Below are 21,616 nucleotides of genomic sequence, written 5' to 3' on the forward strand. Positions count from 1 at the left end.
TAAGTCTTTAAATCTCTAGCTGCGATAAGTGGCCGTTTTTGAGCAGGTGCCTGGCTGTCTGCACCAGCTGATCCGCCTGAACGCCGCGTCCGAAAGAAATATGCTTGCCGTCTGAAGTTCTTCAAATACTGAGGGGAAATCTATGGAGATGTACGACGAAGTCATTTTCAGCTACCGCCTGCCAAACGGACGCGAAGGCGGCCACTTCCAGACGACAGACCTCGAATGCAAGCAAGACCGATACGAAGTTACGACATCAGGCCGTCTGGTCCGTGTCTGCACTCAGGATGTCTACGAGCGGCCTGTGGGCGACTTGAGCTATACCGGATGGCTCGACATTCGCGATGCTGTCGAAGAATACCGACTGGAGTTTACGAACGGCTCGCTGCGAGCAATTCAGATCATGGACGAAGACGAATGGGTGCTTTTCGATCCGGCCAACTGCATCGAAACATGATGGCGGCCAGACCTGGTAAAGCAGAAAGCTCAGCGCTGGCAACGCAACACGTAAAATCGCGTGTCAACCGCCATCAGCGGAAAGCTCGCTGGCAACGCGTTCTTCTCGACGAGCTCGAATCCGTGCTTTTCATAAAATCGATGGGCCGCCAGAAAATTCGCCGTGGTCCCAAGATAGATCCGCTGCAATCCTCGCCGCTGAGCAGCTTCAAGCAAGCATTCCAATAACTGCCGTGCCACACCGTACTTACGGCCGCGCCAAGGCGCGGCAACGAACATCTTGCGCAATGCCGCCTCGCCGTTGCCGATGTCCTTTAAGCCGATCGAGCCAATCACATCATCCTCACATCTTGCCACCCAGAAATCCCCCGCGCCGGTCTGATAGAACGTCTGGATCGACATCAGATCGGGTTGCTCTTTAGCCGAGATGTTGATGCCAAACTCCTCCCTCTGAATGGGCACGATCATCTCGACGATGCCTTGCTCATCACCTTGCGCATAACGATCAATACGAATTTTAGAGTCAATCACCGCACTTTCCTCCCATGAGTTCTGGACCTCTGCAGTGGTTATCCCCTGCGCCTCTGAAGTTTATTTTTCGCCGTGCAAACCTGAAAAAAATCTGGTCATTCTTCGCCACATAACCACTATATGAAGTAGTCGAGCGGTTTAACAGAACCCCGTTCCACGCAGGTAGCGGTAGCAGGTGGCAAAGGCCCTCAGTCGGAGCGGCTGCTTTGGGTCGTTTTTTGCCCGTCCACGACAGGCAGAAAACGGCCCGAAGCGGACGCTCCCGAGTGTCTATTTAATCAGCGGCGATCCCCCCCTCCTATTCGCCTGAACTATCAGCCAAGGGATGGCTGGAATTATCCATTTGAGCCCTCACCTTGCGTGGCGTACTTCCTGTCCACGATTGAAATGCGCGAGCAAAAGAGTTGGAGTCCTCGAACCCCAAAAGAAACGATATCTCCGCGCTCGACATAGCGGTATTGCGCAGGTAGTGGCGTGCCAAGGAGTCGCGCAAAGTATCCAGCGTCTGCTGGAACGTAGTCCCTTCGTCCTGCAGCCTGCGCTGAAGCGTGCGGGTGCTGACCCCTAGTTTTCGACTGATTTCCTGCATCGATACCGCGCCCGCCGGTAAAGACTCAAGCAGCGTACTGCGTACCCGTTCGACCATTCCGGATGTCCTGTCCAGGTCAGACAATCGCTGTCGCAGACTGGGTTCAAAAAACAGCCACATCTTATGGTTTTCTGTCAGAAAAGGGCGCTCGACATCCGCTGCTGCAAATACCACGCTGGCCTGTGGCGCATTAGTTACGGGAACACCGAAGTAGGCTTGGTACGTATTTAAGTCCGGGCCAAGGGTTGACGGCGATGGCCAGTTCACCTGCAACGGCTGCACAGCACTACGTGTCGCCAACCTTGCCAGTTGAACAAAGAAGACGAGCTTGAACGCTAAAAACACTGTAGGTGGCTCAGAGGAGTCTAAAAAGTCCATGGTGACGGTGGTGTGCGAGTTAGTCCGTACAACCCGAATCACCATGGGCGCGATTAACCTCACATATTTGGCAATCCGGTCGAGGGCACTGCCCATATTGGCACTACACAGCGCAGCAAAAAGCTCCGGGTCAAACCAGTCTGACGACATGACCTGAGCAATTTGTAAGGGAGCGGGCAAGTCGGCGTTTATAGATTTGGCTTCAGCTTCAATAGCCTCCCAAAGCTTGAAAAAATTTGCCGAGTCCAGGCGAACGTTCTGTCGCGTAAACAAATCGCCTGGCAATTCCGCGCGACGCAAAACGGGAGCAGTTGCCAGTCCCGCATCTTGCATCAATACCCGCCATCCTGGCCAAACTGAATAGTCCAAAGCTGAGCTGCGCTTACCAATCATGGGAAATTTACTTCACTCATGGGGAGATTTATTTTCAGTATTCACAGGCTCAGTTTAGGTCGCCAATCACGCCACGACAACGGCGGATGGCGCCAGAAACACCAAAACAAAATTGGCGCCTTTCGAGGTCAAGTTGGCGCGTTAGGCGAGTGCTAGCTGTTCATTAGGCGAGCAATGTATGCCTATCTGAGATGTTGAATTGCCCGATCTCGATGGTCGCATCGGTATCGAGTAAATACAGAACAAAGCATCTTCCAGAACAAGACGGGTTTTGCGCTTCTCCTCCCACTAATGGTAGTCATATGAAAAAAACAGTTTTAATCACCGGCGCCTCATCGGGATTTGGCTTAATTCTTGCCACCAATCTTCACCAGCAAGGTTTTAACGTCGTTGGTACGAGTCGTAATCCAGAAAAGTATGTTAGCAGAGTTCCATTCAAATTACTGCGCTTAGATATTGACGATGATAGTTCTATCCGGTCGTTTACTGACGAGCTGTTTAAAAACATCAAAACTTTGGATGTTTTGGTCAACAACGCTGGCTATATGGTGACTGGGATTGCGGAGGAAACACCTGTAAAAGTAGGTCGCCAGCAGCTTGAAACAAACTTCTGGGGCACCGTCAAGGTTACAAATGCGGTGTTGCCGCAATTGCGAAAACAGAAAAGTGGCCAGATCATCACAGTCAGTTCAATGGTAGGATTGATAGGGCCACCTAATCTTTCTTACTACTCGGCATCAAAACACGCAGTGGAAGGATACTTTAAATCGTTACGCTTCGAGTTGAATCAATTCAATATCAATGTCAGCGTGGTCGAACCCGGTTGGTTTAAAACAAATCTGGGGCTGAATGCCCTCTCTGTTACGGATAGCAAGATCGCCGACTACGACCCTTACCGTACAAAAGTGAACCTGGTAACACAAAAGGGTATAGATGAAGCAGAATCGCCGCACGCCGTTGTGAGCACTATCATCAAGCTTATCGGCACGAAAGAACCGAAGTTCAGCAATCCTGTGGCAAAGATGGCCGGCATGATTTTGTTCCTTCAAAGCTACCTACCCAAAATTTTTGAGAATGCAATATTTAAAAGCATTGCATTAGGCAAAAAGCTATAGAATATCTATAAGGCTCTGTTTTTGTCGATTCATATGTGTTCAGGTAACGAGAACTAACTTATGAAACATTATCTTTGCAAGTATATCCCGCCACGCGCGGACTTCCTGGCAACAATGACTGCCGACGAGCGTCAGTGGATGACTCAACATGGTAGTTATCTGAATGAGCTTCTTGAGCAGGGAGTGGTCGTGGCCCACGGCCCGGTGATTGATCCTGATGGCAGCTATGGTGTTTCGCTGTATCAAATTGAGGATGATCAGGACATCGCGGCGATCACATCGCAGGACCCTATCGTAAAGAACGGAAGTGGACACTACGAACACTACGCAATGCTTCATTTAAAGGCGCGTGGATGATTCGTGGGCTGTCGATATCGACGAGCTGTTTTTATTAAGTAAATGACTTTAGTGCTCAGCAGGCGGCTGCCCACTAAGTTATAAATGCCAACAACAGGAAGTATAGATATGACAACTGCACTTATCACTGGCGCATCGAGCGGCATAGGCTCTGTTTATGCCCGCCGGTTTGCCGCTCGCGGCCATGACCTTGTTCTCGTCGCTCGCGCGACCGACAAACTCAACATTCTCGCCACTGAGTTACGTGACGAACATGGTGTTTCCATCGAAGTCATAACTGCTGATTTGACTGACAGCGCTCAGATCGAGCCGGTGCTTCAACGGCTGCGCTCAGAACCACCGATTGATATTCTCGTCAATAATGCCGGGGCCGCATTGATGGGGGATTTCGCCACAGCCGAATCTGCCGACATGTACAAGTTACTGCGACTCAACGTCCTTGCCCCAACGTTATTAACATCAGCCGTCATTGGTGGGATGGTGAAACGTGGCAGCGGATCGGTCATCAACATCGCGTCAGTGCTGGCACTTCTACCTGAATACTCCCATGGCATCTACGCGGCCACAAAGTCCTATGTCCTGACGCTCTCGCAGAGCCTCGCGGCAGAAGTCACGTCGAAGGGCGTGTACGTTCAAGCCGTACTGCCTGCAGCTACGCGTACAGAAATTTACGAACGTGCGGGCGGCGACATCAGCAAGGTGCCCGACGTCATGGAAGTTGATGATCTTGTGGATGCGGCACTGGTAGGTTTTGATCGTAAGGAATTGGTCACCATTCCACCTGTACCTGACGTTACTGCATGGGAAGCTTTCGAGCGGGAACGCGGGCTCTTGGCGCAAGGTTTCAGCAACGCCCAACCGGCAGCACGCTACCGCTCTTAAAAAGTGTGGTGACGCCGGGCGCAGGCGTTGCCATTACCCCCGCCTCGAAGGTCACTCCTTAACCTTCGAGGCGGCTGAAAGTGAGGTTATAGCTCTGCAGATCAGCGTCGAGAGCTGATGGCTGTCGTCGAAAAGTGCGCCCTTAGACGCGCAGACATCGTAGCCCGCCAGGGCACGGCCGGCCCTAGCCAATAGATACCTCACACCAGTGCTAGTGGATCGCCAAGAGCTGTCCCGTTGATTGGACGAATGTCCGCTTTGGGCCGGTTAGCGACCACCACGCACTGTGACTGATCCACCCTTGTCCTCCCTCAACATGGAAGACAAGCCATGAATACTATTGCTACATACAGCCACCAGCCTTGGAACAAGGAAAAGCTTGTCGGGCAGAAAGCCCCGCTCCGAGTCAGAAGTATCTGGGCCATCCGAGTCAGGCTCCAGCTCGCGGAGAAGACACCGGATCTGGCTCTCTTCAACTTGGCTATCGACAGCAAGCTGCGTGCCTGTGACTTAACTAAGTTGCGAGTACGAGACATAGCCCATGAGGAACATGTGTCGTCACGGGCCATCGTGATGCAGCAGAAAACTCAGCACCCAGTGCAATTTGAAATCACTTAGCAAACCCGAACGGTTCTGGAGGCTTGGATGCATCAGGCTCACCTCCGCAGTGAGGACTTCTTGTTTCCGAGCCGGTTGCACGGCTCAGATCATCTCTCCACCAGGCAATACGCTCGAATAGTCAAAGCGTGGGTGACAGCCATTGGCCTTGACCCAACCATGTACGGTACTCACACGCTACGGAGAACCAAGGCATCGCTGATCTATCGCAGGACGAAGAACCTGAGAGCGGTCCAACTCCTGCTTGGTCATACGAAGCTTGAAAGCACCGTCAGATACCTGGGAATCTAGGTCGATGACGCCCTGGAAATGGCGGAACAGACAGAAGTCTGACCACCCGCTGCGACGGTCGATGCTAGACCGTCGCTGTCCGACCCAAAGCAGTCACTCCGCTCGCCGGCCCCTGGCCGGATCCCTCTCAAAAATCCCCGTTGTCTGGAGAAAGTCGACGAAACGCTTGTTAGCGAAGGAAAGGTATTCGTTCGCCCGCCAGCACAAGCTGAAACTCATGGCTTGTGCGGGTTTGAAAGGTACGCCCAGAATGCCCGGCTCGCGCTCCTGAACAGAGCGCAATAAGGTGGAAATCCCGATCCCATCGGCAGTGGCCTTGATGACGAGTGATACGAAGTTGCTTTGCAATGCAATCCGGTAATTTGCGCCGCCACCGTCGCAGAAAGCGTCGAGCAAATGGCGTTGCAGAAATGTCTGATCGAACACCACCATGGGCTCATCCTGCAAGTGTCGGGCTTCTAGAAAGGGTTCCTGGGCTAACGGGTTGTGTTCGTTCATGCATAACACCATCTCGTCCGTTCCCAATAGTACTGAGTCCCAGTTTGATTTGACTCGCCGCGACTCCAACAACGCGACTTCGATGTTGCGGTCTTCAAGGCGCTGGCTGATGTCATCGGCGCTGCCTTCCAGCACTGTCATCACAATGTCCGGATACTGGATCCGGAATGCGCTGAGCACCTCGGGGATATAGTTAAGACCGAACATCGGGGGCACGCCTATGCGTATCTCGCCGCTCTGCAATTGCGTCATGTCACGTAGCTCTTGGCGCGCCATGTCCAGCTCCAGCAACGCTACTTGCACATGGGCCAGAAAGCTTTGCCCTTCAGCGGTCACGGTGATTTTTCGGCCTGCGCGATTGAAGAGAGTGACACCCAGCTCCTCCTCCATCCGGCTCACAGCCATGCTCAGAGCAGGTTGCGCGATGTGCAGGCTCTGTGCAGCGTTGGTGAAGCTGCCTTGCCGGGCCACTTCGACGCAGCATCTAAGGGCCTTCAGGTTCATGGCAGATACGCTCATTGTGAAAGTCACAGAATAACAACCTGTGATGAATGTAATCACATCTTAGTATTATTCGTGATGGAAGGGACTTATTAACATGCGCGCCAATGATCGTGGTCCGCGACTCCTGCGTGACCCGAATATCGAGGCCGTCATGCTCAGACTTCCTGTTTCTCCCCTTGCAACTCTGTTCGCTGGCGTGCTTGGCGGTGGTCTTGCCAGCCTGATTGGCTGGCAGCTGCCTTGGGTGATTGGATCGTTGGCAACGGTGATGGTCGTGCGCTGCTGCGGATGGTTGTTGCCAGAGATTCCCCATGGCCGCAAAGCAGGACAACTGATCGTCGCTACGGCAATCGGTTGCCACTTCACCTTGAGCGTCATGCACGAGGTGCTTTCAAACCTGGGATTGTGACGGTGGCAATTGCGCTCACTTTGGTGCTGGCATTGCTGGGTATTGTCATCCTATGCCGTTGGGGCGTGCCTTATTCAACGGCTTACTTCGCACTGATGCCTGCCAATTCAACAGAGATGATCCACCTTGCACGCCAACGGGGCGCAGATGCCGGCTTTGTAGCGGCAGCGCATAGCGTTCGGCTGTTATTGATTCTGCTCGGCGTTCCGTTAGCCGCATCGTTTGCTGCACCCCACGCGGTGCAGGCCATTGCTCTGCCTGTAGTGTGGGGATGGCTACTGACCGTTCTGCCGTTGGGATTGGTCGCAGCATTGCTGTTCAAGCGCTTCGATTTGCCTAACCCCTGGACCTTTGGCCCTTTTCTAGTGTGTGCGGTAGTAGTCCCTAGTGCCGAACTGCGCATGAGCATGCCAGGTTGGCTAAGTGCCTGTGGGCAGTTGATGGTCGGGTGTGCGCTTGCGATCAATTTTGATCGCGCGTTCTTTCGCCGGGCACCGGCTTTCTTGTGCAAAGTGATGTCGTTGCTCGCGGGGTCGGTAATAGCGACGGGGGCGGTCGCATGGGTTCTTGGATGGCTGCTGGGCGTGTCCTGGCTTTCACTGGGACTTGGTATGATGCCTGGAAGCGCGCCCGAGATGAGCCTTACGGCTGAGGCGTTGAACCTGGCTGTCACACTCGTGACGGCCATGCAAATCATCCGAATGATTTCGATACAAACGGCCACGTTGCCGCTCCACAGGTGGATGGCAGCTCGGTTAAAAAACTGGGCTGCTTAAAAATGCAGGTAGGCCTGAATGACCGCTTTTGGCCGGAAGCGGCCTCTTTACATCGACCTTCTTAAACTTGCGCGGCACGGGCGGGAGGCGAGCGGTACGCTGGTCTCGGCAAGGCAAGCCAGGCAATTCCATCAACCATAAATGCCGTTTGTGCTGTGGCCTCGAGTGCTTGCTAAGGCAAGAAATACGTTATCACCAATTATCGACCTACCATGGCATGAGACAGGTTTTGCGGATCCGAGAGAGGAGACTCGTAAATGAAGTCATAACTTACCCGTATTACGATGGCCAACGTCCTTAGATTCTGGACAATTTCTGCTGTAGCATCCAATGACTTCGAAATCAACGGTAGTGCATCCCAAACAAGCGCAGGCGGCTATCAAAGAACACTTATATAGTCATCGAAAAGATCAAGGGCATGGCCTGGCGCCTGATACAAAACTTCCTTATAAAAAGCCTTCAAATTCTCAGCGTCAGCTAAGCCAAACACCTCTTTTTCAGTTGTGTAAATCAGCTTGACCTCCGAAGTTAATTTATGTACAGCGAGGTATAGCGCAAGAAGAAGATCCTGTGACCAGCCATCCGTACCATTGAACGGTCCCGGCGTACATACTTTTACACTTCGCACCGCTGCTGAGTCTACTGCTCTTAGCTTCATCACTAGTCTTCGCAGTTCGTAGGGATCGGAAATAAAAACCAGAACTTCCTCAAGCTCTCCGGCCACCCGTCTTCTCTCGACCAACTGGAAATGTATCTGGGTGGTATCAAATCGCTTCCAAGCATTAATGTGGTGGTGAAGACCCGCCTCGCTTCTGCTCTCAATCTGGTCATCTAGGTAAGTGATAAACATATTTCCTCCGGAACAGGTGAATGCTCGCTGCACACGGTCAGTACACCTACCGAGAACACCGATCGGACATCAATTCAAAGGAAAGAATGCCACATATGCTGCATACAGCATAGCGCTTCAATTAACAAAAGGGCTTTATCTTACCTTTTGTGAGCTATTCAGAATGACAAGCAAAAGCGATTTTGGAATTGCGCTTAGAGAAATCCGAACTCGGAAGCATATCCCCCAAGAATCCCTAGGCGCTAGCCAGTCCTTCATCAGTGCAGTTGAGAGAGGATTGAGAAGTCCCACACTACAAAAACTTGAGCAACTGGCGGCCACTCTCAACGTTAACCCAATAACCATATTGGCATACTCACAGTTAGCAAACGGGCAGTCGCCCGAAGCTCTCTTCGCGTCCGTGAGGGAGGAACTGCGCGACTTGGGTAAGTAAGCTTAAGTGACATTGGCTCACTAACTCCGCTAAGGAAGCAGCGCCACCTCTTATCAAACACCTCAGATCAGCTCTGACCGATCAGCAGCCCCTTTGCGTTTTTGACGAAAATCTCGGGTTTTGGTGCAAATGGCAAAACATGAAATTCGTCGAAGATCAGCAGGCCAACACCTTCCAGCGACGGGTCGTCCTGCAAGCGCCGGGTGAGAATGCCTTCGGTGACCACTTCGATGCGGGTGTTGGGGCCGACTTTGCTGTCCAGGCGAATCCGATAACCCACCGTCTCGCCGACGCTCTCCCCCAGCTCGCTCGCCAATCGTTCGGCAGCAGCACGAGCCGCCAGACGCCGAGGCTCAAGCATCAGGATCGTCTGCCCTGCGAGCCACGACTCGTGCAAAAGCGCCAGCGGCACACGGGTGGTCTTGCCCGCGCCCGGCGGCGCTTCGAGCACGGCCTCGTCCCGATCGGCAAGGGCCTGGCGCAGGGCGTTGAGAACGGCGTCGATGGGTAACGAGATCATGGGGGCCCCCGGAGAGATGCCGAGAGTATACCGGGGTGGGGTTGGGGAATCAGGCAGCGTGTTTTAGCTTAAGAGCAGTCACCGCCAACAACACGATGCACAGCGCAATGCAAATAGCGTTGAGCTGCAATCATGAATGAAAGCGAGCCTACGGCAGCCAGTAGGCAAAGACCGTATTTTTCTCGCAGATGGGGAAGGAAAGCTTGATTGAACTACTGAAGTCCAAGATCGGATTGCTGCATGGCTCCGAGCTCGAAAATTTCGTGCGCCGACTGCTTCCGACAATATCCAGCGATTACGAGAACCTGAACGACACTTTGAATTACCTGGGTCGGGTGACTCAGGGCCCTGCCGATCTGCTGGCCTACAAAAAGGCTGATGACCGCTACACTGCCGTGCTATGCACTGGCCAGATTTCCGGACTGCAAGCCAAGGTCTTGGGTGACATTGAGAAGCTCCGCCGTGAGGATTGCGGGATCCGTGACAAAATCGACGAGGTCGTTGTTTGCATTTCGGCCCCCGTGGGCACGGACGAAGAAGTTTTTCGCAACGCGTGTGCTAACCATGGCTGGGCTTCGACCATTTATCCTCTCCATCAGCTGGCCCACCTTGCAAATGAAAGTCCCGAGATCACTGATGCACTTTGCGCCGTGGAAATCTCGGCGGTGATGAAGAGACTGGATACCCAGCAAGAACAGCTCCCAACTACAGACAACACGATGACAAGACGCTTCTACAACTGCGGTAAGCGGGTTCATGCAGTCAGAGCAAGCCTGTCGATGTCCCCCAGTCGGTTCATTGACTTGGTCGATTACGACAGCGAGCAGCGATTGGGCTACTTGGAGTCCGAGACAATCGAAATGAGCCAAGTCGAGATTGCAGGCGTTTGCCACGCTACCGGAGTCTGCGCTGAATGGCTGGCCCACGGTGAGAAGGATATGTTCTGCATAGAGACCATCTCTACCTACCATTGGGAACACCTGAAGTGGTTAAGGGATGCTTGCCCAACGTCCGTGCACGTGCTGATCAACGAAACAACCCAGCAGCTGGTAGTGCTCGCTCATTTACATTCCAAAAACTGGAAAATCTACAACATCGGGTTCGACATCAACTTTGCCGCCTGGTGCGGAGACCACCACCGAATCCCGGAAGTATATGACATGCTTAAACAGCTGTCGGACGATTACCAAGGGCGGATCTTTGGCAGGGTGGTTGGCGCTAGGCAGCATGCCGACATCCTGTCTGGTAACACCCATCCTGCGCAGTTTCTGAACAAAACCAACTCAGCTGGTGCCCACTGGTTCGACGACATATTTGACTACGATTACAGCTATCCGATCGCCGAAAAATACGAGGGCTGGTATGGAGCATGGTTTACGACGGCGCAGAATTTCTTCAGGCGGCTGGTACCCAAGGCATCTGCATCGAACTTAGCCGAAGCTCCATATAGCGACTGAGAAGGAGCCAGGCATCATCACGAATTTTGCCAAGGCCTTTGAGGTAAGTGGACATTGCTGGCGAGGGCGTCCAGCCACATGGCAGCATCAGGATTTCGATCCATAACTGCGTTGCTACACCTGCTGGTCAGCTTCGGTAGGTGTTAGGTATCCATACATCCTCTCATTTCAAGAAAGAAAAAGGATTTGCATGACAGACGAGACTCAAAGCAAGAGCAAGGTGAATGCCGCTGACGCTATCTCAATCTCGTTCATCGAAAAAGCGTGGGAGTTCAAGTGGGGAGTCCAGCTCGTCTACATAGCGCTGTACGCCGATGCGGTGCTGGCTTGGTTCCTTCACAGAAACTTGTTATCGGTCACCGCTGACAGTGCACAGATCTGGGGGTCGGTGGGCGCCCTGCTCATCGCCGCCGCAGGATTTTGCCTCACCGTGTCCCTGGTCATCCCGTTGTTCTCTGGATTACTGAGAGCGATAGTGATCGAATATGCTCCCAACTGGCTCATCAACGCGTTCAGCGAGCATTCTGCGCGTCCCCACGAGGTGTCCCTTCATTACTTGCACACTGAAGCGTTACGAACGCGGGATGAGTTCCTGATGGCCATCTATCGGGAGAAAAATCCATCCTTTGTTCGCAAGTTTAGCAACCACCAGCAAGCAGCTACCTTGATGTGCGGTCTGGCGTTGTTACTGATCGCAGATGCCTGGGCAGGCTACGCCTCCGGCACTCAGACGCTGCTCGTATGGCTAGCCGATGGCCATGAGGTGCCGTTCTATCTTTGCCTTGCCCCCACTGCCATCATGCTGCTGATCAACACGATTCTGAAACCCTACCCTCGATCCGATGTTTATCATCCGCCCCTGCGCAAGCAACGGGATCAAGAGCGTGATGCCATGTATGGTCGGGGTGATAAGACGCCGTACAGCTAAGAGCGCGATTATTGGCATCCGAGGGGTGGCTTGGCCGCGAGCAGGAGTCGAACCCTTTACTGAAAGGACTCGAAGCCCGGCCACCCGAAGGGCGAGAACCGTGAGAACCTAGCTACGGTGCTGAAGCAGAAGGGAAGACTAAGACTGAGGCGAAGCCCGCTCTGGGCCTTTCGGTGCGCGCCACTGCGCCATCATTAAGCCATTCGTCATATAATGCCTGCCCTATGCAGCACCCAACTGTAAGTAATTCAAGGAGGATTCTGATGGTTGTGCTCCCACCCGTGGTCTATGAGCAACGCTGTTCTATAGGAAAGATCCGGCATCAGCTACAGCCAGCCGTCACTACGCGCGTCGTCAATGAGACCTTGGTGAACGTGTCGCCCCGTATCAAAGAACGCTTGTGGCTGCTCGAATGTGGTAGACGCGTCCTGCTCACCGACCGACCCAATGTCACTTTGCCCGACGGAGTGGATGGAATCATTCAACTGCGGGAAGACAAAGTCGTCTGGAGGACTCATCGCCTCCTTATCGATCTCAAAGCCAAAGTCCTCGAATCTGGGTGGGCCGTTGTAGCCGACGACGCGGCGCAGAGCTGGCAGAATCAACTTTCATACAGAGCGGAACAACGCGGCGCAAATGGGCAAGTCCCAATGGGACAGGAAGGTTTGCGACCGCCTCAGTTAGGCGCTCTCTTCGCCATCGGGGCCCACTGGAGCCTCGATACACAGCCCGCAACGATTGTGATGCCCACCGGCACGGGCAAGACTGAGACGATGCTGGCTACTCTGACAGCGTACGGTAAATCGACCACGCTTGTGGTCGTTCCTTGGGATCTTCTGCGGCAGCAAACTGCAAATAAGTTTCAGAGCTTGGGGCTGCTGCGCTCTCTGGGGGTGCTACCAAACGAAGTGACAAATCCAATAGTCGGACTGATCACATCCAAGCCCAAGACGCTGACGGATTTGGACATATTCACCCAATGCAACGTGGTGGTTTCCACAATAAGTTCACTGGCATTCGAAGCTGGTAGCCCGCTCGCTGCTGAGATCGCTCAACGGTGCAAATCACTGATATTAGATGAAGCCCACCATGTCCCCGCCAAAACATGGAGCGGGCTAAGATCAGCGTTTCACTCTCTGCCCATCTTGCAGTTTACCGCGACGCCTTTTCGTAGGGATGGCGAACTAGTCGACGGAAAAGTGATTTTCAACTACTCACTTGCCGCTGCACAGCGCGACGGTTATTTCAAGCCAATACATTTCGAGCCAGTGCACCAGCCGAGCGGTGGTACCCAAGCAGACCAAGCTATCGCTGTGGCAGCCTTAGCTAGGCTACGACGTGACTTGGATGCAGGGTTTAATCACCTACTTCTGGCTCGATGCAGCAGTATTGCCCGTGCAACCCTAGTAGAACGTCTTTACCGACACCTTGCGCCTGAGTTGCAGCCAATCCTGGTTCATTCAAAGATCAGCGACACTGAAGCTAGGCTGGCCGATCTTCGGTCAGGGGTTTCCAGGGTGGTCATCTGCGTCGACATGCTGGGCGAAGGGTTTGATTTGCCCGAGCTCAAAGTGGCTGCGCTCCATGACAGTCATCGGAGTTTGGCCATCATGCTCCAGTTTATCGGACGGTTCACCCGCGTGGCAGAAAGGGACATCGGCGAGGCGACGGTGGTGGCCAACATTGGCGACCAAGATGTCGCCCACTCACTGGAACGCCTATATAGCGAAGACGCCGACTGGAATCAGGTACTGAGCGAGCTTAGCTCCAACGCAGTCCGGGAGCACCGCGAGTTGATTGAGTTCCTGCAAGCATCCGAACGTCTGGATGAGGAAGGCGACTCCAAAATTTCTCTGTCGCCTCAGTTGCTCCGCCCAGTTTTCAGCACAGCCACTTACAGGGCCCAACAGTTTTTCCCTGAGCGCTTTCACCACGGGCTTTCCCAACAACTTCACATAGAAGGGGTCTGGCTCAACCGGGAAATGCGCACGCTTTACTTCGTCACCCGCGCTGAAGGCAGGGTTCGCTGGACGAACATCAAAGGCGTTCTCGACCGTGAGTGGACACTCTTCGTCCTGCACCACAATCCGGAACTTGGACTGCTATTCCTATCCTCGACCGATCACAGCTCGCTTTTCCCGGATCTGGCGGAACAAGTCACAGGACAAGCCGACCTGATCCATGGCGAACAGATGTTCCGGATACTCGGCCATATAAACCGCCTGGTATTTCAAAACATGGGGGTCAAGAAACACGGGCGACGCAATCTCAGTTACGCCATGTACACAGGCGCCGACGTTGCGGTAGCACTCGGTGTAGCCGAGCGCAGCGGCTCCGTTAAGAACAATGTCAGTGGCACTGGTTGGGAGAATGGTGAGCGCGTTTCTGTTGGCTGCTCATACAAAGGGAGGGTCTGGTCGAGAGAGCAAGGTTCCATACCCGAGTTCGTTCGCTGGTGTGCGACGGCTGGCGCCAAACTTCTCGATGACAGCATCGTTGTCGATGACATCATTGCAAACGTCCTCATTCCCAAGGATATACCGGGGTTTCCAAGGGACAGAAATGTGCTTGCGGTCGAATGGCCGTCTGAGATTATCGGCATTGCAGAAGATAGGGTCGTACTCACCGCGCCAACGTTTCCAAACGGCCTTCCAATCACGTTTATCGATCTAAAATACATTGATGTTCAAGGTGATTGTATGAGGTTCGCCCTGAGCTGTGACGAGCACGGCCAGTTTGCCGAGTTCACCTTAACGGTAGGTGGCGAGGCTGGTTTCGTAGTTGCGCAAACAGGCGGTGAGGCAGTCGAACTCACCGTGGGGAGAAAGTCAGGAGCACTCAGCCAATATCTGAGTTCATATCCACCGCTGGTTCGGTTCGTCGACCTGAGCGAACTGGACGGCAACATGCTTATCGAGCCAAAAGACCCCAGACATTTAGAAATCGGAGAAGAGCGATTCGAGACGTGGGATTGGTCAGGGGTCGACATAACAAAAGAATCGTACTGGAAAGACGGCATTGCACGCGCCGACGCTATTCAGTGGAAGGCCGCCCAACACTTCATCCAGGGCGATTTTGATATCGTCTTCGACGACGACGGCGCCGGTGAGGCAGCGGATCTTGTCTGCCTCAAGGAGGAAGATGATCGTATCCGACTTGCGCTGATCCACTGCAAATATTCCGGGGGAGACACTCCCGGCGAGCGAGTTAAGGATGTCGTGGAAGTCTGTTCACAGGCGGTCAGGTCGGCTAAATGGAAATGGCGCTTCTCTGAGCTCGGCAAGCACATGCAAGGCCGTGAGGAACGACTGCGTTCTCTGCAACGCTCAACTCGCTACCTTGCTGGAAATGGACTGGCACTCAATGATTTGATCAAGAAAGCGCGTTTCAAACCTGTTGAGGCCGAAATTCTCATCGTTCAACCGGGCCTGTCTGTGACTAATCGTACTGCTAACCAAAACCTCGTCCTAGCCGCTGCGGTGGCGTACCTCAAGGAGACGATAGGGTGTGATATGGACATCGTATGCAGCGGGTAAGTCGCTGCGGAGGGGGCGTCATACGTAGGTATCGAACCATTACTACCATGTACTCGTCACTTATCCAGGCGCGCGGATGGGGCGCGAGGGTTGGTAAGGATCGTGAGCCCTCACGTTAGCGCTTATCAGCGGCATCGGTAATTCGCCACCCGTCAAGCGGCCTCCCTGGATTGGTGACCGCACCCCGAACGTTATGATTCACATGAAACCTGAATAACGAGCAAAGCAGCCAACCATGGCGAAGCAATAAAGGACATCACAGATTACATAGTGCGGTTCTATGCCGAGGGACGATTGCACTCGACAATGGGCTACTTGCGGCCTAATCAATATGATTGGCAAGCGGCCTGACGATCACCGGTTTAGGTGTTCGGAAAAAATTGACCACTACAGTTAAACCCTGTGGGTTAGCTCTACAGAAGGGGGAGGAGCGAGTGGCCTAGCGAGATCGAGGGGTTGCTGCGCCCCCTCATTCTCGCTACGACTGACCACTAACAGCTTCAGCTATAGACTAATGAATAGCGCTATCACACCCGACAGCTCGGTTATTCCCGCAAAAACAATAAGTTACGCCGGTTGAACTGCGGAGATGCCCCCATCATCAGCCGCCTATGAAAACCAATGACTAACCTTCTATAGTTCTAAAGGTAGAGCAAGCATTGGGCTTTCAGTGGAAATGCCCAACTGAATTTGTAGAATCTGATCAAGCAAATCGAGATCCCTCATTCCACTAATCCGGATCTCAAGTTTCTTCTGCTTGAGATCGAATCTGAACGTCGTGCCATCATTTTTATAGGAAACGCATTTTGTACGACTGTCATCATCGACATCTCCACCGCTGGCATCCCGAATATTCTCGATCCGACTCACAAGTTCTTCAAAGCCATAATCTAGCTTAGAGAAAATTATAACTAGGCTATCAAGGTCACGATCCAGAATCGCTTCAATGGCTTCACGCTCCGCCTCCCAGTCATCCCTAAGTTCTAGCGTTTGACGAATCTCAAATTCAGATGGATCATCAGGATTCTGCCCTGCAACGATTGAGTATCGAAAGACATCCGAATGGACGTCTCCCATACCAGGATCAGAGTCCTTAGTAACTCTCCGACGCCCCTCCTTAAGAGTGTTTTTCGATACATCGTAAACGTGCTGCAGATGTTCTGCGACCTGCTGATCCAACAGACGACGGCACCATGATGCAGCTGAATCACTGTGACTGGTGGGTACTCGGTGTTTTTTGGCGGGACTGAAGCCGGGAAGTGATCTAATCGCTCCGCTTTTGACTCCCTCAAGGTAGACGCTAGTGTTGCGTAGCTTGATACTTGAAAACGAAGCATCCAAGGGTGCATTGGATTCCTCAACTACATGATGAATCTTAAATGAGCCACTTGCGTTCAATATTGCCTGAGGTGTCTGGGAAGCGTTTAGGGTCGTCTCATGCTTGATGTAACGACGCACCTCCGTTTGAAGATAATCTCGCAGCCCTATGTCAGTAAGCCACCGGTCACGAGTCAAAGCGCTGGGAGCTCGGCCATTCAGCGCCTCAAGCAGGAAATGAGTCCATATGCCATGTTTTAAATCCGCAGAAGGAAATGACTTTTCACCAGGAGAGCAAGACAGGAAAACACCTAGATACCAGCTCTCATTTAAAAACTCATCTATTTCATCTGTTTCGAGATTAGAGATTACATCACGCGAGCTGACCACGCCTCTGAAACTTTCAGCACATGCATCCACAAATATCAGGGCTTGCTGACATTGGCTGACTAGCAATGGTTCGAGAAGGTCGTCTCGCATCATCAGTGAAGTAGCTGCAATGTTCACCCGGTTTGTATCGTAGGCGCTGAGCCGATTTCCGCCAGCCCCGTGAAACCCATGACCGGCGTAGTAAAAAATAAACAGTTCTTCCGCCTCAAGATTCCTAATAGCATAGCCAAGATCGTTTTGTAGGGCAGCTAGACTAGCGTCTGAATCTTGAAGCAGAGTTACAGATGGAGTTTCATCAGAAAGGTCTGTATAGACTGCACTTACCCAATCGGCGAACGCCTGCGCGTCGGCATGCGCATAGTCAACTATTGGAAGAGAGTTTTTGCGATAGTTTTCTACAGCAACAACGAAAGCAGTCACTCGACTGAATCTTTTCTGTTTTTTCAACATTTCAGCTGGCGCAGCTACTTTGGTTTTCCGTTTCAATTCACTTCATCCTTAGCGCCTGGAAGCGAATGCCTCTGCTCACAATCTGAATTCTGTCGTTGGCGTCGATAGCCGTCAAGCGCATGAGGGCGTCCCAACGAGGAACAGTTGGCGTACTGAACGCGCGCATCCAGGCTTTTCTTGCATATTGTCCACTCGTAAGATGAATCCATATCAGCTAATCACCTACCCGGCTGAAGCTTTTCCAAACCAATGCAGGAGCAACAAAGCCTTCCAGGCTTTGGATCAAGAGCAGGGGCGGCGACTACCGATACAGAGTTTGACAAGATAGAGGGGTATTTCAGGGATTGTGGGAAAACATGAAATTCGTCGAGGATTAGCAGCCCGACGCCTTCCAGCGAAGGGTCTTCCTGCAAGCGCCGGGTGAGGATGCCCTCGGTGACCACTTCAATGCGGGTGTTGGGGCCGACCTTGCTGTCCAGACGAATCCGATAACCCACCGTCTCGCCGACGCTTTCCCCCATTTCGCTCGCCAATCGTTCGGCAGCAGCACGAGCCGCCAGACGCCGGGGCTCAAGCATCAGGATCGTCTGCCCTGCAAGCCACGACTCGTGCAAAAGCGCCAGCGGCACACGGGTGGTCTTGCCCGCGCCCGGCGGCGCTTCGAGCACAGCCTCGTCCCGATCGGCAAGGGCCTGGCGCAAGGCGGGGAGAACGGCGTCGATGGGCAGCGAATTCATGAGAGTTCCAGAAACAGGGCGACGATTATACGGCGAGCCGCTGCGGCTTTGTTCACCCTGCCTACGAACTGTCTTCCCCTACGGATACTCTTATTGATTAGGCATTTGCCTTGTATAGTTGCGACTTCTTATGAGGAGATCCCCATGCGCATTCCATCCCGTTTGATTGGCGGTGTTCTGGTTGCCACGCTGCTGACGCAACTGACCGCGTGCGGCAGTATTTTCTACCCGGATCGTCGTGGCCAGATTCAGGGCAGCGGTCGAATGGACCCCGCCATCGTGATACTCGACGCCATCGGCCTGTTGTTCTACATCATCCCCGGCGTGATCGCGTTCGGCGTGGACTTCGCCACGGGCGCGATTTACCTGCCAAGCGGCAATCAGGCGCAGATCGATCCGCAGAAACTTGAACCGGCGGTGCGCGCTGACGGCACGGTCGACAACCTCAAGCTGCAAGCCATCATTCAAACCGAGCTCGGCCGCACATTGCCGCTGGATGATCCTCGCCTGATCCAGCACAAAGGCAGCGTGCAGCAGCTCGCTGCTCTGGGCCTTGTCCCGTCCGCTTGAGATTCATGATTTAAAGGAAGCGCCATGAGCACCAGCCCCGAACACGCCCGCTTATTGCGTCTGGCAACCCGTGCATCGCTTGCCGTGGCGAGCATTCTGATTGTTGCCAAAGCCATCGCGTGGTGGCTAAGCGGCTCGGTGAGTCTGTTGGCCGGGCTTACTGACTCGTTGCTCGATGGCGCCGCGTCGTTCCTTAATCTTCTGGCCGTGCATTACGCGCTGCGCCCGGCCGATGACGATCATCGCTATGGCCACGGCAAGGCAGAAGCGCTGTCGGGCATGGCCCAGGCGCTTTTTATCGCGGTGAGTGCTTTTCTGATTGGTTTTCAGGCGGTCGATCGCATCCAACACCCGCAACCCCTCGGCGCCCCCGGGTTAGGTTTGCTGGTGATGGTGTTGTCGATCGGCCTGACGATCGCGTTGCTGATGTTGCAGCACCGTGTGGTGAAGGCCACGGGTTCGGCGGCAATTCGTGCGGATTCCCTGCATTACCGCTCTGACCTGCTGCTTAACTTCAGCATCATGCTGGCGCTGGGTCTGGCTTATTTCGGCTATTCCCAACTGGACGCTTATTTTGGTCTGGCGATCGCGTTCTACATTTTGTGGAGCGCGATTTCCATTGCACGGGAAACGGTGTCGGTGCTGATGGACGCTGAACTGCCTGTGGATGTCAGCGCCAAAATGCTCGAACTGGCAGAAGGCGTGCCAGGCGTACTGGGCGCCCATGACCTGCGCACGCGGATTTCGGGCAATCACTGGTTCGTACAGCTGCACTTGGAGCTGCCGGGTACGCTGACGCTGTCGGTGGCCCACGATTTGTGCGAGCGGGTTGAAGCGGCAATTCAAGACGAATTCCCCAAGGCCGAAGTGCTGGTGCACGCGGACCCGCAGGAAGTGGTGGGCCGTGGGGATGGACCGGTTTTAAATTGAGGGTGTCGGTTGTCACACCGCAAATCTGATGTCGCCCAAACCGGCCTCTTCCCGGCTGAAGCCGGTCCCACTGACACACCGCGCGCACTTAGTGGGACCGGCTTTAGCCGGGAAGGCGTCGGTTGTCACACCGCAAATCTCATGTCGCTCAAACCGGCCTCTTCCCTGCTGAAGCCGGTCCCATTAGGGCATTCCGAATTCCGGCCTGCGTGCCCGCGCCTCTACTGCTGAATGCTATACCCCCGCCCTGCATAACAACTGGCCATCGCTTGACGGTACACACCGAGCACTTCCGGTGCCGGCTGATACGCTGCGCCTGCCGGGTCGAAATTGCTTTGCTGCACGGCGTAGCGGTAGCAGTCGTAGCGGTCCTGTTCGATTTCCTGTTGCGGCTTGCCTTCAGGCGGGTAGGCGACAACATCGTAGGGATTCGCTGCCTGCTGAACGGGCTGCGGCTGCTGAGGTGAATACACCGGCTCGACATTCTGCGGAGGCTCGGCGACCACGTATTCCTGGGTGTTCTGCTCGTAGGTGTAGTAGGTCCCGGCCGCGACGAAGAACAAGGCGCTGCCGAGCCAGACCTGTTGCGCGTAGTCGGGCAGGTAACGGACGCGAACGCCCCGTGGAGGCTGGACAACTACATAACGCGGGCCCTGTGGGCGATACCAGTAACCGCCTGAGTAGAAGTAATCCCCTCCGCGATAAGGCACCCGCGAGTAACCACCCGGCATGCGATCAATCTCGTAACCCGGCCGATAGCGCGGACCCGATCCCCAGCCGTCGCCATGACCACCGGGGCGGCCGGCCTGCCAGTTGCCGTTATCGGGACGACGGTCGCCGTCGCGCCAGCGGTTGTCTCGGGGCTGGTCGCGGTAGAAGCCCTGACGCGGCTCCTGGGTCTGAACCACCGTGTCCGGCCGTCCCTGAATCGGCAGACCGCCTTGGCGGTCCTGCAATTGACGCTGTTGTTGCTGCTGCTCTTGCTGGCGTCGTTGCTGATCCTGCTGTTGCTGGCGTTGCTGCTGTTGGCGCTGATCGTCACGCTGCTGATTGCGCTCGCGATCCTGCTGCTGGCGCTGCTGATTGGCGCGCTCCTGCTGGTTCTGCTGGATCTGGCGCTGTTGCTGCACCTGTTCCTGCTGGCGCTGCTGTTGTTGCTGATTCTGCTGTTGCTGGCGTTGTTGCTGCTGTTCACGCTGCTGGTTGTCGTTGAAGCCGCGCTGGTTCTCCTGCTGCTGGCGCTGCATCTCGAACCCACGTTGCTGCTGTTGGCGCTGCTGCTGCTCGTTACGCTGCTGCTGTTGCTGCTGTTGATTGTTGTCGTCGGCCAACACCTGAGCACTGATGCTCAAGGCCAAGAGACTGACACCTGCCAAACGCCAGATGCGCGTGTTCATGCTTTCCTCACTACGGCGCGGATACCTATGGGATAGGACTGCGAGTCGGGTGCGCCGTTCGCCGCACTCTATCAGCGTGGCGGGTGAAACTATAGAAGCGCTCGCTGCGCTGCTGGACAAAAGCCGGGCACAAAAAAAGAGGGCTCGATGGCCCTCTCTGGAATACTTCGTCCTGGCTCGACACTTGTGGCATCGGCTCACCTCGCATCGTCTTCTGGACAGTGCGTAGCCCGGTGGCCTGATCAACCCTGTCGGGCTGGAGGCCGCGGCTGGCCTGATTCGGCGGGCCGCGCTGGACGCTGTG

General features: G+C 54.2%; 19 protein-coding genes and 4 pseudogenes. 15 read left to right on the forward strand and 8 right to left on the reverse strand.

Features of this window, described 5'->3' with window-relative positions; genetic code table 11:
- Positions 1–142 precede the first annotated feature (142 nt).
- Positions 143–457: a hypothetical protein gene (locus tag ACYASU_RS22175; RefSeq protein WP_463584074.1), complete on the forward strand. Its 315-nt coding sequence runs from the start codon at positions 143–145 to the stop codon at positions 455–457.
- Between the two features lie 29 nt (positions 458–486).
- Here the strand turns inward: ACYASU_RS22175 and ACYASU_RS22180 are convergent, their stop codons facing one another.
- Positions 487–987, reverse strand: a complete 501-nt coding sequence (locus ACYASU_RS22180; protein WP_463584075.1) for a GNAT family N-acetyltransferase — start codon at positions 985–987, stop codon at positions 487–489.
- Between the two features lie 298 nt (positions 988–1,285).
- Positions 1,286–2,287, reverse strand: a complete 1,002-nt coding sequence (locus tag ACYASU_RS22185) for an AraC family transcriptional regulator (protein WP_463584138.1) — start codon at positions 2,285–2,287, stop codon at positions 1,286–1,288.
- Between the two features lie 362 nt (positions 2,288–2,649).
- On the opposite strand from ACYASU_RS22185, the gene ACYASU_RS22190 reads away from it, so the two are divergent.
- The 4 genes and pseudogenes from ACYASU_RS22190 to ACYASU_RS22205 all read left to right on the forward strand — a co-directional run bounded on the left by ACYASU_RS22190 (position 2,650) and on the right by ACYASU_RS22205 (position 5,610).
- Positions 2,650–3,462 (forward strand): SDR family NAD(P)-dependent oxidoreductase, encoded by an 813-nt coding sequence (locus ACYASU_RS22190; protein ID WP_463584076.1) that lies wholly within the window; start codon positions 2,650–2,652, stop codon positions 3,460–3,462.
- 60 nt (positions 3,463–3,522) lie between these two features.
- Complete coding sequence (locus tag ACYASU_RS22195; RefSeq protein WP_463584077.1) at positions 3,523–3,819, forward strand: YciI family protein; 297 nt, start codon at positions 3,523–3,525, stop codon at positions 3,817–3,819.
- 108 nt (positions 3,820–3,927) lie between these two features.
- The gene (locus ACYASU_RS22200; RefSeq protein WP_463584078.1) at positions 3,928–4,701 is read left to right on the forward strand and encodes an SDR family NAD(P)-dependent oxidoreductase; all 774 of its coding nucleotides are present in this window, start codon (positions 3,928–3,930) and stop codon (positions 4,699–4,701) included.
- 330 nt (positions 4,702–5,031) lie between these two features.
- Positions 5,032–5,610: pseudogene (locus tag ACYASU_RS22205) on the forward strand (tyrosine-type recombinase/integrase).
- Between the two features lie 93 nt (positions 5,611–5,703).
- Here ACYASU_RS22205 and ACYASU_RS22210 read toward each other — a convergent pair.
- Positions 5,704–6,612, reverse strand: coding sequence for a LysR family transcriptional regulator (locus ACYASU_RS22210; protein ID WP_463584079.1), 909 nt, complete (start codon positions 6,610–6,612; stop codon positions 5,704–5,706).
- Between the two features lie 94 nt (positions 6,613–6,706).
- Here ACYASU_RS22210 and ACYASU_RS22215 point away from each other — a divergent pair, with 94 nt between their 5' ends.
- On the forward strand, positions 6,707–7,021 hold the full coding sequence (locus ACYASU_RS22215) for a hypothetical protein (protein WP_463584080.1): 315 nt from the start codon (positions 6,707–6,709) through the stop codon (positions 7,019–7,021).
- Positions 7,022–7,023: 2 nt separating this feature from the next.
- Entirely contained in the window at positions 7,024–7,797 is a 774-nt protein-coding gene (locus tag ACYASU_RS22220) for an AbrB family transcriptional regulator (RefSeq protein ID WP_463584081.1), read from the forward strand.
- 379 nt (positions 7,798–8,176) lie between these two features.
- On the opposite strand, the gene ACYASU_RS22225 is transcribed toward ACYASU_RS22220, so the two are convergent.
- Positions 8,177–8,647 carry a hypothetical protein gene (locus ACYASU_RS22225; RefSeq protein ID WP_463584082.1) on the reverse strand — a complete coding sequence of 157 codons (471 nt, stop codon included), beginning with the start codon at positions 8,645–8,647 and terminating at the stop codon, positions 8,177–8,179.
- A gap of 163 nt (positions 8,648–8,810) precedes the next feature.
- Here ACYASU_RS22225 and ACYASU_RS22230 point away from each other — a divergent pair, with 163 nt between their 5' ends.
- Positions 8,811–9,080 carry a helix-turn-helix domain-containing protein gene (locus ACYASU_RS22230; RefSeq protein WP_463584083.1) on the forward strand — a complete coding sequence of 90 codons (270 nt, stop codon included), beginning with the start codon at positions 8,811–8,813 and terminating at the stop codon, positions 9,078–9,080.
- Positions 9,081–9,219: 139 nt separating this feature from the next.
- Here ACYASU_RS22230 and ACYASU_RS22235 read toward each other — a convergent pair.
- Positions 9,220–9,600 (reverse strand): annotated as a pseudogene (locus ACYASU_RS22235) (DEAD/DEAH box helicase); the annotation flags it as partial.
- 203 nt (positions 9,601–9,803) lie between these two features.
- Between ACYASU_RS22235 and ACYASU_RS22240 the strand changes: the two are divergent.
- The 4 genes and pseudogenes from ACYASU_RS22240 to ACYASU_RS22255 form a co-directional block, all read left to right on the forward strand.
- Positions 9,804–11,057 carry a hypothetical protein gene (locus ACYASU_RS22240; RefSeq protein WP_463584084.1) on the forward strand — a complete coding sequence of 418 codons (1,254 nt, stop codon included), beginning with the start codon at positions 9,804–9,806 and terminating at the stop codon, positions 11,055–11,057.
- A gap of 190 nt (positions 11,058–11,247) precedes the next feature.
- Positions 11,248–11,985: a hypothetical protein gene (locus tag ACYASU_RS22245; protein ID WP_463584085.1), complete on the forward strand. Its 738-nt coding sequence runs from the start codon at positions 11,248–11,250 to the stop codon at positions 11,983–11,985.
- A 263-nt stretch (positions 11,986–12,248) separates the two neighbouring features.
- Positions 12,249–15,521: a DEAD/DEAH box helicase gene (locus ACYASU_RS22250; protein WP_463584086.1), complete on the forward strand. Its 3,273-nt coding sequence runs from the start codon at positions 12,249–12,251 to the stop codon at positions 15,519–15,521.
- A gap of 228 nt (positions 15,522–15,749) precedes the next feature.
- Positions 15,750–15,872 (forward strand): annotated as a pseudogene (locus ACYASU_RS22255) (IS3-like element ISPsy37 family transposase); the annotation flags it as partial.
- Positions 15,873–16,154: 282 nt separating this feature from the next.
- On the opposite strand, the gene ACYASU_RS22260 reads toward ACYASU_RS22255, so the two are convergent.
- Entirely contained in the window at positions 16,155–17,714 is a 1,560-nt protein-coding gene (locus tag ACYASU_RS22260; protein ID WP_463584087.1) for a caspase family protein, read from the reverse strand.
- A gap of 320 nt (positions 17,715–18,034) precedes the next feature.
- Positions 18,035–18,415 (reverse strand): annotated as a pseudogene (locus ACYASU_RS22265) (DEAD/DEAH box helicase); the annotation flags it as partial.
- A gap of 144 nt (positions 18,416–18,559) precedes the next feature.
- On the opposite strand from ACYASU_RS22265, the gene ACYASU_RS22270 reads away from it, so the two are divergent.
- Together ACYASU_RS22270 and ACYASU_RS22275 are read left to right on the forward strand one after the other, a co-directional pair.
- Positions 18,560–18,985: a polyribonucleotide nucleotidyltransferase gene (locus ACYASU_RS22270; protein WP_122536914.1), complete on the forward strand. Its 426-nt coding sequence runs from the start codon at positions 18,560–18,562 to the stop codon at positions 18,983–18,985.
- Positions 18,986–19,009: 24 nt separating this feature from the next.
- Entirely contained in the window at positions 19,010–19,915 is a 906-nt protein-coding gene (locus ACYASU_RS22275) for a cation diffusion facilitator family transporter (RefSeq protein WP_463584088.1), read from the forward strand.
- Positions 19,916–20,136: 221 nt separating this feature from the next.
- Here ACYASU_RS22275 and ACYASU_RS22280 read toward each other — a convergent pair whose 3' ends face one another.
- Positions 20,137–20,871, reverse strand: a complete 735-nt coding sequence (locus tag ACYASU_RS22280) for a DUF6515 family protein (protein WP_192173742.1) — start codon at positions 20,869–20,871, stop codon at positions 20,137–20,139.
- On the opposite strand from ACYASU_RS22280, the gene ACYASU_RS22285 reads away from it, so the two are divergent.
- Complete coding sequence (locus tag ACYASU_RS22285) at positions 20,857–21,348, forward strand: hypothetical protein (RefSeq protein ID WP_463584089.1); 492 nt, start codon at positions 20,857–20,859, stop codon at positions 21,346–21,348. The two genes, ACYASU_RS22280 and ACYASU_RS22285, sit on opposite strands and share 15 nt — an antisense overlap.
- Positions 21,349–21,616 lie beyond the last annotated feature (268 nt).

The sequence above is a fragment of the Pseudomonas sp. HP_12 genome (assembly GCF_055283955.1).